Source organism: Natronococcus sp. JC468 (assembly GCF_012163165.1).
GTDB classification, from domain to species: Archaea; Halobacteriota; Halobacteria; order Halobacteriales; family Natrialbaceae; genus Natronococcus; species Natronococcus jeotgali.
This window is the reverse complement of the sequence record NZ_JAAVUO010000063.1, coordinates 1-12,623: the sequence shown is the minus strand read 5'-3', so window position 1 is coordinate 12,623 and position 12,623 is coordinate 1. Positions and strand designations below refer to the sequence as shown.

General features: G+C 59.2%; 12 protein-coding genes. 9 read left to right on the top strand and 3 right to left on the bottom strand.

Annotated elements, in window-relative coordinates; translation table 11 throughout:
• Window positions 1-79: 79 nt before the first annotated feature.
• The 3 genes from GWG54_RS19435 (at window position 80) to GWG54_RS19425 (ending at window position 1,992) form a co-directional block, all read left to right on the top strand.
• Window positions 80-376: a hypothetical protein gene (locus tag GWG54_RS19435; RefSeq protein ID WP_167939304.1), complete on the top strand. Its 297-nt coding sequence runs from the start codon at window positions 80-82 to the stop codon at window positions 374-376.
• A gap of 198 nt (window positions 377-574) precedes the next feature.
• Window positions 575-1,135 carry a TATA-box-binding protein gene (locus GWG54_RS19430; RefSeq protein WP_167939303.1) on the top strand — a complete coding sequence of 187 codons (561 nt, stop codon included), beginning with the start codon at window positions 575-577 and terminating at the stop codon, window positions 1,133-1,135.
• 263 nt (window positions 1,136-1,398) lie between these two features.
• The gene (locus GWG54_RS19425; protein WP_167939302.1) at window positions 1,399-1,992 is read left to right on the top strand and encodes an FxLYD domain-containing protein; all 594 of its coding nucleotides are present in this window, start codon (window positions 1,399-1,401) and stop codon (window positions 1,990-1,992) included.
• Window positions 1,993-2,006: 14 nt separating this feature from the next.
• Here the strand turns inward: GWG54_RS19425 and GWG54_RS19420 are convergent, their stop codons facing one another.
• Window positions 2,007-2,516: a hypothetical protein gene (locus tag GWG54_RS19420; protein ID WP_167939301.1), complete on the bottom strand. Its 510-nt coding sequence runs from the start codon at window positions 2,514-2,516 to the stop codon at window positions 2,007-2,009.
• Between the two features lie 632 nt (window positions 2,517-3,148).
• Here GWG54_RS19420 and GWG54_RS19415 point away from each other — a divergent pair.
• The 3 genes from GWG54_RS19415 to GWG54_RS19405 all read left to right on the top strand — a co-directional run bounded on the left by GWG54_RS19415 (window position 3,149) and on the right by GWG54_RS19405 (window position 5,991).
• The gene (locus tag GWG54_RS19415; protein WP_245242885.1) at window positions 3,149-4,555 is read left to right on the top strand and encodes a hypothetical protein; all 1,407 of its coding nucleotides are present in this window, start codon (window positions 3,149-3,151) and stop codon (window positions 4,553-4,555) included.
• Between the two features lie 218 nt (window positions 4,556-4,773).
• Window positions 4,774-5,562 carry a hypothetical protein gene (locus GWG54_RS19410; protein ID WP_167939300.1) on the top strand — a complete coding sequence of 263 codons (789 nt, stop codon included), beginning with the start codon at window positions 4,774-4,776 and terminating at the stop codon, window positions 5,560-5,562.
• Between the two features lie 189 nt (window positions 5,563-5,751).
• Window positions 5,752-5,991 (top strand): hypothetical protein, encoded by a 240-nt coding sequence (locus GWG54_RS19405; RefSeq protein WP_167939299.1) that lies wholly within the window; start codon window positions 5,752-5,754, stop codon window positions 5,989-5,991.
• 29 nt (window positions 5,992-6,020) lie between these two features.
• On the opposite strand, the gene GWG54_RS21050 is transcribed toward GWG54_RS19405, so the two are convergent.
• Together GWG54_RS21050 and GWG54_RS19395 are read right to left on the bottom strand one after the other, a co-directional pair.
• Entirely contained in the window at window positions 6,021-6,740 is a 720-nt protein-coding gene (locus GWG54_RS21050) for a hypothetical protein (protein ID WP_245242884.1), read from the bottom strand.
• A 4-nt stretch (window positions 6,741-6,744) separates the two neighbouring features.
• On the bottom strand, window positions 6,745-7,062 hold the full coding sequence (locus tag GWG54_RS19395; protein WP_167939296.1) for a hypothetical protein: 318 nt from the start codon (window positions 7,060-7,062) through the stop codon (window positions 6,745-6,747).
• Window positions 7,063-7,308: 246 nt separating this feature from the next.
• On the opposite strand from GWG54_RS19395, the gene GWG54_RS19390 reads away from it, so the two are divergent.
• The 3 genes from GWG54_RS19390 to GWG54_RS19380 form a co-directional block, all read left to right on the top strand.
• Window positions 7,309-7,839 (top strand): hypothetical protein, encoded by a 531-nt coding sequence (locus GWG54_RS19390; protein WP_167939298.1) that lies wholly within the window; start codon window positions 7,309-7,311, stop codon window positions 7,837-7,839.
• A gap of 21 nt (window positions 7,840-7,860) precedes the next feature.
• Window positions 7,861-9,669: a hypothetical protein gene (locus GWG54_RS19385; RefSeq protein WP_245242883.1), complete on the top strand. Its 1,809-nt coding sequence runs from the start codon at window positions 7,861-7,863 to the stop codon at window positions 9,667-9,669.
• 9 nt (window positions 9,670-9,678) lie between these two features.
• Window positions 9,679-12,623, top strand: a 2,945-nt coding sequence (locus GWG54_RS19380; RefSeq protein WP_167939297.1) for a VirB4 family type IV secretion system protein, incomplete at its 3' end; no start/stop codon positions are given.

The window sequence follows — 12,623 nt, the reverse complement described above, 5'->3', positions numbered from 1 at the left end:
TCGGCGCGTCGCTCTTCACACTCATCGATTGCTTCGCCCTCTCTCGTTTCCGTAGCTTTGCGTAAGAGCGATCAATACGATGTCCGACCCACCGAAATACATCCTCGAGGGCCTCGAAAAGCAGTCACCAGAGACGCTGCGAGAGATCGCGCAGATTGCTGCCGAGATGGCGGACAACAAAGAGCGCCAGCTCGTGACAGAACTCGAGGAGAAGGAGATTGACGATCGGCCAAAGGATCTCGATCGCGACGACGCACCATCCAACGCGACGTTGACCACGAAGGAGATCAACGGGAATCGGTACTACTACTGGCAGTGGCGAGAGGGCGAGAAAATCAAATCAGAATATATCCGGCCGGTTGATCCGAAGCGATGACGACAAGAATACCGTGCTGTAAGTTTCATCTGCCTCTTCCGATCTAGTTTCCAGAAATTGACCGCTCCTATATCGATAGGTCATTACTCAAGTACGGTTATTGAGGGAATTCCTGGACAGCCGCGAACTACATAGAGCTCAACCTTCTCCCGTAGAACCATTGATCTTTATAATCTCTTCACACGACTTTGGTGGCAGATGGCAGACCCACAGGACTCTATTACGATCGAAAACGTAGTCGCCTCTTCCGGGATTGGACAAGAGCTTGCACTCGAGAGTCTCGCAATGGATCTTCCAGGGGCTGACTACGATCCGGAACAGTTTCCGGGTCTTGTCTACCGTACGACAGACCCCAAAGCTGCTGCCCTGATCTTCCGTTCGGGAAAGATCGTCTGTACTGGTGCCAAAAGCATCGAGGGCGTCCACGAGAGTATGGGGATCGTTTTCGAAAAGCTTCGTGATCTCCAAATCGAGGTCGAAGCGGATCCGGAAATCGTCATCCAGAATATTGTCAGTAGTGCGGATCTCGGTCGAAGTCTCAATCTCAATGCGATCGCCATTGGCCTTGGTCTCGAGAGTATCGAGTATGAACCAGAGCAGTTTCCGGGCCTGGTCTATCGACTCGATGAACCTGATGTTGTGACTCTCCTCTTCGGTTCTGGGAAGCTGGTTGTCACTGGTGGGAAGGACGTTGATGACGCGAGACACGCTATCGATGTAATTGTCGAACGTCTCGAGGACCTCGGTCTACTTGAGTAGTATCACCCAAATCATTCAGTGGTCTCGGGCACCCATTTCGAGTCATTTTGATATCGAAGTGAGCCGCTGTTGAGAGTGGATCAATGAAACAGTCAATGGTCTGGTCGCAGATCTCAGATCTCGAGGGTATTTCCATAGTCATACCTGGTACTGTCGATCCTACATTGTTCGGAGGTGGTTGGTTTCTACCCTCCATGAACAACTCTTAAGGAATATATCCATAATGAAACTGATGGAATAAACTGTCTTACCAACTACTGATAATGGATCGCAGAAATGTACTTTTGACGCTCACCGTTAGTACGATTATCACGCCTCTCTCTGACTGTCTCGATTTCGCTGGTCTTCGTCCGGATAGTGATACCGACCAAGACCGAAACGATGCCGAAGAGAATTCGGTCGCCGATAATCACGAAAATGAGCAGCAGGCCGACAAATTGAACGACGATTCCGAGATAGATTCGAACACTGGAGCGGATGATAAGTCCGATGCTAACGATGTGGTGGATGGCGATGAGTCACTGGATCCCGACGGGGTCGAGCGGCGCGACGCAGGTACAGACGTCCTCAAATTTGGCGATCTCCAGATCATCGACTACGAGGAGCAAATTGAGGAGCTCGAATACGGTGACAAGCAAATTAGCTACACGGAAGAGGTCGAGAACGCTGATGACGGAGCGTACGAGTCAGTGATGGTCGAAGTGAGAGTCTACGATGAAGACGGTCACGAGTTGGGTAGTCGCCGTGATCTGACCCCGTCGCTCGCCGGCAATGAGACGTGGCGTTTCGAGATTACACCCCATAGCCGGCCAGAGGAGATCGCCGACCACGACATCGCTGTGATCGCCGAGCAGTAAGCACTTCTCTTACTCTATCCTTGGTTTAGATTCATCACTTCGTCACGAAGTACGAGAAGGTTGTCACGGATCGCTTCGACCCATTCCTCGAGTGTGTCGTGGTTCTCATGCGGGTCGTAGAGGATACTTCGCAGCTGCTCGTTTTCCTCCTCGAGTTTCTCCACACGAGCCTCGAGTTCATCGAACCGGCGCCGCACTTCTCCCTCTCCGATCGGAGTGAGGTCATAGTTCGTTTGGGCTTCCGCGAGCACTTCCTTTCCCCTATCAGTGATTCGATACTTGTACCCTTCCTTGGGGAGCGCTCCTCCTTCCGATCTCTCCCCCTTGTCGATCTTTTCGACCAGACCGGCGTTGATCATCCTTTTAAGATGATCGTTTACGATCTGGTTATATAGCTCATCACTGCTCGAGGTGATTTCGCGGGTGCGAGCTTCCCCTCCTTGGTTGCGAATCGCGTCGAGAGTCATGTATCGCTTTCTCGTCAATTCGCGGGCAACCTCCCATGGCTCCTGGCCGGGATCCATACTTCTGCCTCACCCCGATAGTCAAAAAATTTTGTGACTATTTGATAACAAACCACTGAGACGACAGTACTATAGGCCGGCTACCCCCTCAACGCTAATCTCGAGAACACTACATTGAGCTCCGGGCGAGAGCCTCGAGTGGACTCTCAGTGCAGCGAGAAGTGAGTGGAAGGTGAGCCTGGCTACAGCAGGTGAGAGAGCAAACAAAGCGGTGGGGCGCGACCAGCAAGAAGGGAAGTTCACCGAGCTCAGTGAGAGGAAAGGCCAGCGAGCTCTGGCAGAGTGAATTCCATCTCGAGAACGGGGTGGACTATCAGACTGAGCACTAGCAGCGTGAGCTATCAACAGGCTGGTAGAACGGTAGACTATCACCTCGAGTGGAGGCACGCGATCCTCGGAGATCTACGTCCTCGAGTTAGTGTCTGGGGGTCAGCTCTGCGTAGCCATAGTGGACTATCCACAGAAGCGAACGCGGAGCGAAGCGGAGCGTGAGCGCAGTCGGTAGCCGCGACGCCTCCTAGGGGGGCAGTCGGGAGTGGTGCAATCTCGAGCGAGGCGTCAAGTGGGAGGCCCCGCCACACACCACGAGAAGTAGGAAAACAAATATTGGTCTGAACACAAATATTCCGTGTATGGTAGCACGGTTCTCGAGACGGTCTTTTCTCTCGGTCGCCGGCACGGGCGCGCTCTCGTCGCTTGCGGGCTGTATGGTCCTCGACGGGGGTGCCTCTCTTGGGGACGTTGGTCCGCTGGGCTCTGCGAGCGCGGGCGTCGCCTCGGGAGACTTCGATCGGCAGGTCCCAACGAGCATCGACCCGGCAACGTACGAGGATCGCTTCGCGAACACGGTCGTCCTGACTGACGAGCCCTACAACGCCGACCCCACCGGAGAGGAACCGATCGACGACGCGCTGATGATGGCCTGGGAGGACGACACGCTGATCGTGCTCCCGGAGGGGCAGTACAAGATGAACCAGCAGTTCCGGCGGACGGGATGGCGTAACGTCGGCCTGATCGGCCAGAATGCAGTTATCCGCCACGGGACCGTAGAGACGATCGACGGCCACCAGGTGACGGCCGGCGAGTACCGCGGAAGTACGATGCTGTTCAAGATCGGGACCGCCGGTCACCCCCACCAGGGCGAGCTCGTCTTCGGCGGACTGATCTTCGACTGGACGCCGGAGAATGCCGGGATGCGCGGACTATACGCGATGGTCGGCGACCGGGCGGAGATCCGGAATATCTCGTTTCAGGGCGTCCACGATCTCGGCACCCACGGGAACATGCGCGTTGGGACGGCCGAGGCAGATGCTTTGGCGGTCGTCGACTCCGTTGAGATGCGCGGCGGCGGGATGCACTACGTCGACACGATCAACACGCGTTCAACAGACCGGGCCGATCCCTCGAGCGAGCATGACTTCGGCCAGAGCTGGTCGACAACCGGGCTGGCGGGACATCCCGATGCAGTGGGAACGACGCTCTACCAGAACGTTATCTGCGGCCCCTGGCCCGACAACGGGATGTACGTCCAGGGCGGCGGTCGTCAGATCGTCAAAGACTGCGTCTGCTCGAACTCCGGGACGTCGAACATCCGATTCAACGATACGGGCAACTGGGAGCCCGTTCCCGAGATCGATGGCGACGGCGTGGCCTACGAGCAGTCAACTGTGGAGGGGTGTCAGGTGATTATCGACCGGATGCCCTCCGGCGTCCACTCCGCCCAGCGCTCGATCTGGCATTACGACGGGCCCGGTGCGATCCGCGACTGCGACGTGACGGTCGCCTACGAAGACGACGCTAGCGGCGCGGGCGGGAACTACGCGATCGGGACGCGCTCCGGCGTGACCGAGTCGGTGATCGAGAACTGTCGCATCAATCTCCTCGAGCCCGCGGATGCCTTCTACTCGGGGACGTCGGCCCCGGTAACGCTTCGGGACATGGTGATTCAAACTGAGGGATGGGATGCTGGGTCCGAGCCGACGGACGTGATCGGCGGACACCCGCCGACGCTCGAGAACGTGACGTTGAACGGGGAGTAAGATGCAGGGAGCGTGTCATAGAAGGATCACACATCCCTCTTCGACTACCCGACAGACGGTACGTACAGGAGGTATCCGTACCAAATACCTCAAACGCGCTGTCCTGAGAGAACAATCTCCTTCCACTGAGTGGCTGTAATACCTCAGCTAAAGGATGGTTTGAATTTCCATTTGTAGTTTGAAAAAGACCTATAGTCACTATCCGTCAATTCATATCTATGGGAGTTAATGATGTACATGACGGGTTGAACGTTCGGTATAATCCAGCATCTTGGTTTGTAACCGCTATTGGTGTGGTATTAGGTATTGCTGGACTCACGTACCTCATCACTCACCCAGAACCGTTGATAGTCTTGGGAACTGAACTGGTGCTTATCGGCGGTCCGGTGGCGGCGATTGTGTATGGCGGCTACTGGCTCGCCGCACATCAACTGCCAGATGGTGGTAGATGGAATATTGCGAAATGGTGTCTCGGTGGAACAGGCGTCGCAGCGTTGCTCTTCCTCGGCTATGCCAACGCCGAACAGTTCGGTGGTGGAACCGTAATTGACCCCGCATTGCTCATCATTCTGGGGGCACTGAGCGGGGGAGTCGTGTCGTTGTTTGCAGCAATCTCGAACGAACGTCAGCATCTGAATCTTGATACCGGAGAGAAGAAGCGGTTGGTCGAAGAAGGGGTTGAACCGTTCTCTGACGACGCACAGACGTTTGCCACCCTTGTAGCAGATGCACGGTCATGGGACGTGATTCGTGCAGTCAAGTTGGCAGAGGAGCCGCTCGGTGTTGAAGTAATCGCTACTCAGATCGCGGCGAGAGAAGAAACGGATATTCACGACGTGCATATTGATCTAATTCACCGTCTCCTTCCAAAGCTGGCAGATGAGCGGCTGATCCACTATGAACCAGATGTAGACGTTGTGTGGTCCGGTGAGAGACTTGACGCTGTGGTAACCGCGAGTGAAGAACTCTCGGTAGCAGGGGAACAGCTTACCACTTCCGAACAGTAACAGATGTCAAATTCTTCTGTTCAGTCCGCACGCTCTCTCTACCAGCTGGTTCGTTCAAGGCCAGGGTGAAAACAATCCTGCAGAGATGATTCTATGACACGCTCTATAGGGTTCTAGAGAAGGCGGTCTCTCGAGACACGACACTCGTCCGAACAGTCATGTACTACAAGATTTGTGTGTGTTATAACCATGAACTTCATACTCCGCGCAAACGCGGCGGCGGTCCGGCTGGTAGCGGCCGTGACGCTCTACGCAGCGATCGTACTGTTGTTGGACGGCCACATCGCGGGCCCGATCGTCATCGGCCTGTCGGCGGTCATCCTCTACCTGATGGCGGGGTCGGCCCAGGCGGGCGGCCTCCGAAGGTTCTCCGCAGGAATGATCTATTTCATCCTACTCGTGCTGGGGACTGGTCTGGTTTCCAGTTGAATCGACTTTCGAAAAAAGAGGTCGCTACGTTACGACGAAACGTCGACGATCGTCGTCCCTCCGAAATAGGTCCCTCGCGATCGCGATTGTTCTATGATCTCGCCTTCGAACCGGACTGTCGCTGTCACCTCGAGTACGTCGCCCGCCATACCGAGTCGGACGGGGACGTCGATCTCCTCATCACGCCACTCGCTCTCGAGTTCGGCGATATCTGAGTAGGTCCCATCACTGTCAGACTCGCCGAACGGGAGCTGTACGTCGACGGTGTCGTGGGTAACATCGATATCGCGGACAATATCGGGCCCGCTGCCCTCGTTGGCGACCACGACCTCGAGAAAGATCTCGAAGTTGCGCTCAACAGTGCGGAGATTGACGATCTCCGTATCGGGTTCGAGAGTCAGTTCGTGCTGGTGATCGGTATCGCCCTCGCGGGCCGTCATTGTATACTCGCCGGGCTGGTACAGCCAGTCGACGCCGTCCCAGCCCATCTCGACTAGCGGGAACGAGACCTTTGTCTGGCCTGGTGAGACTGACGTCTCGTTGACGACCTCGCCACCAGTCGTGAGCGTCACGTCGGAGATATCGGTATCGTCGGCGAGGACGATCTCGAGGGCGCCCTCGTTGGTGTCGACTGATTCGAACACGTCGTTCCCGGAATCGATCCCTGCGGTACAGCCGGCGAGACCGGTCGCCACCAACGTGGCTCCGCCCGCGACGAGCTCTCGACGGCCGAGCCGATGGCTACTCATAGCACTAATCTTTCCGCATCTGTTCTTTGAGATCGCGAACGGCGAATAGGAGCATCCCTTTCCAGGTCAGTCCGTTTCGCTTGCGGACCGCATTCAGTTTCGAGTGTTGGCCAGCATCAGGATCGAGACCGTCCGGAGCCTCGAGATTACGGTAGGCGTGAACCAACAGTCCGCGCCAGGTTAATCCTTGGTCGCTCTTTACGCGAGTGAACTCGTCGTACTGATCGGCCGGTACCTCGAGTGAGACATAGCTGGTATCGTCGCCGTCAGGGATCTCGATATTGATCGATTTCCGCTCTGTTGAGTCAGAGTTATCCGCCATCGAGACCCCCTACAATAGTTCGGCCAGCCGTAGCCGGTGGGTGGCTGCCTTTCAACCCAACCTGATATCGTTGTAATCGCATAATTGCCTTAGGTTGATTGACAATCCCTTATAGTCATTTTTCACCCTATACTGATATTTCCCGGTGGATTTATGATTAATCAAATAGATATGTTTCTACAAGCCCCGATAAAACTGTGTTCAAACACATGGAAGACGTGGTACGGGGTGCAACCTACTCAAACAATGACCGACGATTCATCGACCGATCGAACGATACTGCAGACGGCGCTGCTGGCGGTCCTCCGCGAGGCCGATACAGTTCGCGAGGATCTCGAGCGGCTGCGGAGCGACGAGATGGATAGTACGCAAGCACAGAACGACGGCTGGTTCGGCACCCTCGAGCGGTTCGTTACACCCGCGCGGGGGCTAGTCCTCGCGGCGATTACGACGCTGCTGTTCAGCCAGTCGGTACTGGCTCAGGAGGGTGGCGGTAGCGGGACGAACATCTGTAACGAAGGGTTCGGCCTGCTGATTTTCGACGTCCAGATGATGGCATGGCAGGTCATCATCGGCGCGCTGTTCGCGGTCTTCCTGCTGGGGATCGTCCTCCGGGCGGTTCCGCTGTTCACGGGTGCAACGGCGATGGGGTCGCTGATGATGATCGGCCCGATCGTCGGTGTGCTGGCGTTCCTGTTCTTCGTCCAGTTCATCGACATCGCGCTCGGTTACGCTGGCGGCCCCGGCATCGGTGAGGGCTGCTCGCCGTTCGTCTAACTCCCTTCTTCCCCTACTATCATGAACTCCCGACGAACCATCCTCGCAGTGATGCTCGTGGTGCTTGGCACGCTCGCGCCGGGCCTGGGAGCTGCCACCACGGGTCCCGGTCCTGCTGACGGCGCGGCCCTCCAACCGCAGTTCGAACCCGACGATAACGCCAGCGACGGCGAATCGGTCTGGCAGCCCGACTCCGGTTCTGACTCGGACTCAAGCGACGACTCTGGTAGTGGCGACGACTCTGACTCTGTCAGGGATGGTTCGGGGTCGAGTTCTGGCGATCCGGGCTCCGGGCTGGTCGATCTCCCATCGAGTGATGCTGACTCTGACTCCGGATCTGACGCGAGCGCGGACGCGAACACAAGTGCTGGAGACGGAACCGACAGCGACGGGATGAGCTTCCAGCCCTCCGTCGTGGACGAAGTCGACGGCGTCACGCAGGAGGACCTCGATAACGGCTCCATCACGCAGGACGAGTACGAGGCACTGGTCACCGCTCAGGAAGAACAGAACGGCTCTGCCCGATCGCCGCTCGGGGGTGCCCGGGACGTCGTCGAGACGGCAAGCGACCCGGCCGAAGCTGCCAAGACGGTCTGGGAGCGTCTGACCCAGATGTTCGCCGCGGGGATGAACACGCTCGTCGATCAGGTCTTTAACGAGGCGCTCGGCACGCCGACGATCAATAACGACGGCGCCTTCGGCATCTTCGGGACGCCCGAGGCACTCGAGACGGGCGAGGAGACGCCGGCTAATCAGGAGGCGACGGTCTACGACGCTGTCGCGTCCCAGAACTACGTCACGATCCACGAAGAGATCTACATGGGCCTGATTATGCCGATGGCGATCTCGATCATGTTTCTGCTGGCGCTGCTGATGCTCGCGGCGCCCATAACGGCGCTCATCACTCGTCAACAAGTCGGGTCGATGCTCGCCTCGGGTGTCTTCGTTATCCTGATTATCGTCGTCTCGTGGGAGTACGCCGCACTCATGCACGCGCTTAGTGATGCGGCAGTTCAGTACGTCCTTCCGGAGACCGACCAGATCCTTAATCAGGAGGCGACGACGTTCGGTGGCGGTGTCGCGGTCGCGATCGGGATCTACTTCGGGGGCTGGAGCGCGGCCGTTATGCTCGTGGCGATCCACACGGCGCGTCACCTGCTCCTGTTCGTCTATCCGGCGGTACTCCCGCTGTTCCTCTTGATGGCGTACTGGGGCGGCCACCGTCGCGTGAAGCAGATCGGGTCGTTCTTCGTCTGGCAGTGGTACGGCCTGCTGGTGATGAACCTCCCGACGGCGATCCTCCTGCGGTTCGCGGAGGCCGTCGGCTGGCAACTGTTTCCCGAGGGCGCCGCGTTCGAGATACTCAATCTGGGGTCGACGATCGGCATCTTCTTGCTGGCGGTCGCAATCCCGCTGGCCGTCTCGGGGTCGTTCTTCCTCGTGGGGCTCTCGATGCGCGGGGCGACCGCTGGGGCCGCGACGGCCGCCGCTTCTCGGTTCACGCCGACGCCGCGGACGGCGGCGACTCACGGCGGGGCAGCAGCTCGGAGTGCGGCCGACCGCCTCAAACGTGGCGGACGGACGGCCGCCTCTCGAGCCCATACGAAGTATCGGGAGTCGCGCTTCCCGAGCGTCACGCAGGAGAAGTACGCGACCGACGGCGGGACGCGAACCGACGGCGGTTCCCCGTCACGGTCGGGGACGACGACCCAGTCCTTGGGTGTCTCACCCGACCAGCGCAAACGTGTGGCCGAACAGAAACAGCGCCAGCGGAACCTCGAGAGTCAGCGCGAACGCGCCCAACAGGAGCGCGACAGCTACCGGAAGTGACCGAAATCCATGACAGACACTACTCAGAACGGCGGCACCGACCACAAAGTAATCCATACCGGCAGTAGCGCCCAGGTCGTCCTCGGCGTGAGCAAACTGGAGCTGCTGGGCGCTGTCTTCCCAGCAGGCGTTATCTGGTTCATCGGCGGCCAGATGGTCCCCGGTACGCTCGGTTCGCTGATGTACATCCCAGCGATCGTGTGGCTGCTCGCGGGGATCGGCTTTATCGCAGCCAAGCCGCCGTGGATGGGCGCCCGGCAGTACACTGAGACGGTCTTTCGCCGGATCGGCAGTCAGTCAACGATGCTCTTCGAGAGAAACCCAGACAGTAGTGGTATCGACCATCCGACGAACGACTCGTTCCGTGCGCGGGCAGCCCGTCTCGCTCTCGCGCCCCTTCGGTGGACGAACACGCTGTTCTCGGTCGGCCTCGAGAGCCGATCCGAGACACCGGACGAAAAGAGCGACGGGCCGACCCGGACGCAGGACTTCGTCCAGTTCAGGCACGCCTATTCGGGAACGCCGGCCGTCGAGACCGACGAGGGCCACGTCGTCGGGGCGATCCGCATCTCCCCGGCGAACATGGTTACGTCGGGCGAAGACGAGTGGCAGCGCCAGGCGCGCTTCTACGCGAAGGTGCTGGATACCGCTGTCAAGGGTAATATTCAGATCGCCGAATACATGCGGATGGTCGACTACACGTCTCGGATCGAGCGCTACGCCCAGCGCCGCGAGGAGATCGTCACCACGGCCGACGGCGAGGCGCCGCCGGGCGAGGTCGACTACGAGGATCTCGAGTTCGGGAAGCAGGTGCTCGCGGATCTCTGCGAGGAACGTGCCGACGTCGTCTCGCTGTACGACCTCTCGACGTACACGGTCGACCCATATCTGATCGTGGAAGTGAAGCCCGAGGACGTGGTCTCCGAGGACGACGTCGAGGGTGGGCTGGCCTCGGTGCCGGTTATCGGCCGGATCTACTCCCGCCTGAAGGTGCGCGAACTCAAGCAGGAAGGCGAACACACCAGCCAGATGATCGACCTGCTCGAGGACCGGCTGGATACGGTCACCGACGCGATCCGCCGACTCGAGGACGTTTCGGGTCACCCGATCCCGAGCTCGGAACTCTCGCAGGTCGCGGCAGACCACTACCAGGCAGCCAACGCGTACGCACACGAGAGCTACTCGTCGCTGGTTCGCCAGACGCCGATCCCGACGCCCGACACATCCAACAGTGTTCACGGCGTCGAGACTGGCGAAACGTCCGACCCGGAGTACAATCTGACGTACTCGCACCTGGACGTCGAAGCCGACCGTGACCCACGGACGACGCTCTCGAAGCGGCACAACCAGCTCGCGGTCGCCGACCAGACGGCCGCTCCGGACGAACCCTCCGGGCCGGGTGGTGAGAGCGAGGCCACGAGTGTCGAGACGGAGGCAGCCACCGACGGCGGAACGGCCGCGGAGCCCGCCGACGTCGAGACGGTCTCGCCGACGGACGGGCCCGGCACCGCGGATATCGCGCTCACCGACGAGGAGCTCGAGGAGCAGTACATCTCGCTGCTGGCGCCGGAGGTCGTCGAGCGTTCGTGGATCGGCGACAGGAACGGTGGCGACCACCTCAAGATCGATGGCGAGATCTATACGGCGACGCTGTTCATCTCGAGCTATCCGAAGGACCCGCCGCAGGGCTTCCTCGAGCCGATCCTCCAGTTCGACGACGCCGAAGTCCAGACGAACGTCACGACCCACGTCGAGACGATCGATCAGGACAAGGCCGAACGCGAACTCGAGGACTACGCCGACTCCCTCCGGAAGCGGTACAACCGGGTCAAGGACTCGCGCTTCGAGATGTTCGCGAGCCGTTACGAGGAGGAAGCCGACGAGACGCAGTCGGCGCTGGATTCGTTCCTCCAGAGCGAACACGATATGTTCGAGGCCCAGACCTACATCGAGGTCCGGTCGTTCGATTCGGATGCGCTCAAACGCGCGATTCGCTCGATCCGCTCGAAGATGTCCGACATGAGCGCGGAGGTCGCCGTCCTGCGGAACAATCACGACCTGGGCCACCAGACAGTCGCGCCCGCGTGTCAGGATAAGGTCGGCCAGAAGGTCAAACTCCGAGCGGAGGGGCTGGCGGCGATGAACCCGTGGACGACGACGAACCTGTACGACCCCTCTGGCGTGGAGATCGCCGAGAACATGGCGACGAACGAGCCGCTCTCGGTCGACGTCTACGACCGCGACGCAGGGTACAACTGGTTTATCGTCGGGAAGACGGGCGCCGGGAAGACCGTCACAGCGAGTCAGTACCTCTGGCGGTACAAGACCGATAACCCCGACTCGTTCATGGCTGTTATCGATCCGCTTCAGGAGTTTGCGAACCTTCAGGAAGTGTTCGGCGGCGAGCGAATCGTCGTCGGATCGACGAACATCAACCCGTTCGATATCTCGCCGACGCCGAAGGACAAACTCGACGCCGTCGGCCACGGGGCGCCCTACCGCGAGTGGCTCAACTCCGGGCTGGACTTCGTCGCGCTGTACTACCAGATGCAGGGCTTCGACTTCTCGCAATACCGTGCGATCTGGACGAAGGCGATCAAGCAGGCCGGCCGTGAGAAGGGCATCACCGAGGACCCAAAGACGCACGATCCGGACTACCGACAGAAGCAGGGCAACGACGGGACGGCGCCGACGATGACCGATGTGATGGAGATCATCAGCGACATGTCTCGAGACGGGTCAGACTTCGTCGAAGACCCTGACAACGAGAGCCGCGTCGAGGACCGTGAAGAGAAGGCGACGACGGTGATCAATAACCACGTCGAGCCGTTCCGCAAGGGCGGTCACCTCGAGCATCTGGCCCACCAGACTGAGGTCGATCTCTCGGACACGGACTTCGTCTACGCTGACCTCCAGCTCAAGGAGGGCGACGAAGAGGGCGGCGGACTCATGAT

Bases quoted from the DNA above. Each gene is read 5' to 3' on its own strand.
- GWG54_RS19435 (WP_167939304.1), top strand. From the start codon at position 80: ATGTCCGACCCACCGAAATACATCCTCGAGGGCCTCGAAAAGCAGTCA.
- GWG54_RS19430 (WP_167939303.1), top strand. From the start codon at position 575: ATGGCAGACCCACAGGACTCTATTACGATCGAAAACGTAGTCGCCTCT.
- GWG54_RS19425 (WP_167939302.1), top strand. From the start codon at position 1,399: ATGGATCGCAGAAATGTACTTTTGACGCTCACCGTTAGTACGATTATC.
- GWG54_RS19420 (WP_167939301.1), bottom strand. From the start codon at position 2,516: ATGGATCCCGGCCAGGAGCCATGGGAGGTTGCCCGCGAATTGACGAGA.
- GWG54_RS19415 (WP_245242885.1), top strand. From the start codon at position 3,149: ATGGTAGCACGGTTCTCGAGACGGTCTTTTCTCTCGGTCGCCGGCACG.
- GWG54_RS19410 (WP_167939300.1), top strand. From the start codon at position 4,774: ATGGGAGTTAATGATGTACATGACGGGTTGAACGTTCGGTATAATCCA.
- GWG54_RS19405 (WP_167939299.1), top strand. From the start codon at position 5,752: ATGAACTTCATACTCCGCGCAAACGCGGCGGCGGTCCGGCTGGTAGCG.
- GWG54_RS21050 (WP_245242884.1), bottom strand. From the start codon at position 6,740: ATGAGTAGCCATCGGCTCGGCCGTCGAGAGCTCGTCGCGGGCGGAGCC.
- GWG54_RS19395 (WP_167939296.1), bottom strand. From the start codon at position 7,062: ATGGCGGATAACTCTGACTCAACAGAGCGGAAATCGATCAATATCGAG.
- GWG54_RS19390 (WP_167939298.1), top strand. From the start codon at position 7,309: ATGACCGACGATTCATCGACCGATCGAACGATACTGCAGACGGCGCTG.
- GWG54_RS19385 (WP_245242883.1), top strand. From the start codon at position 7,861: ATGAACTCCCGACGAACCATCCTCGCAGTGATGCTCGTGGTGCTTGGC.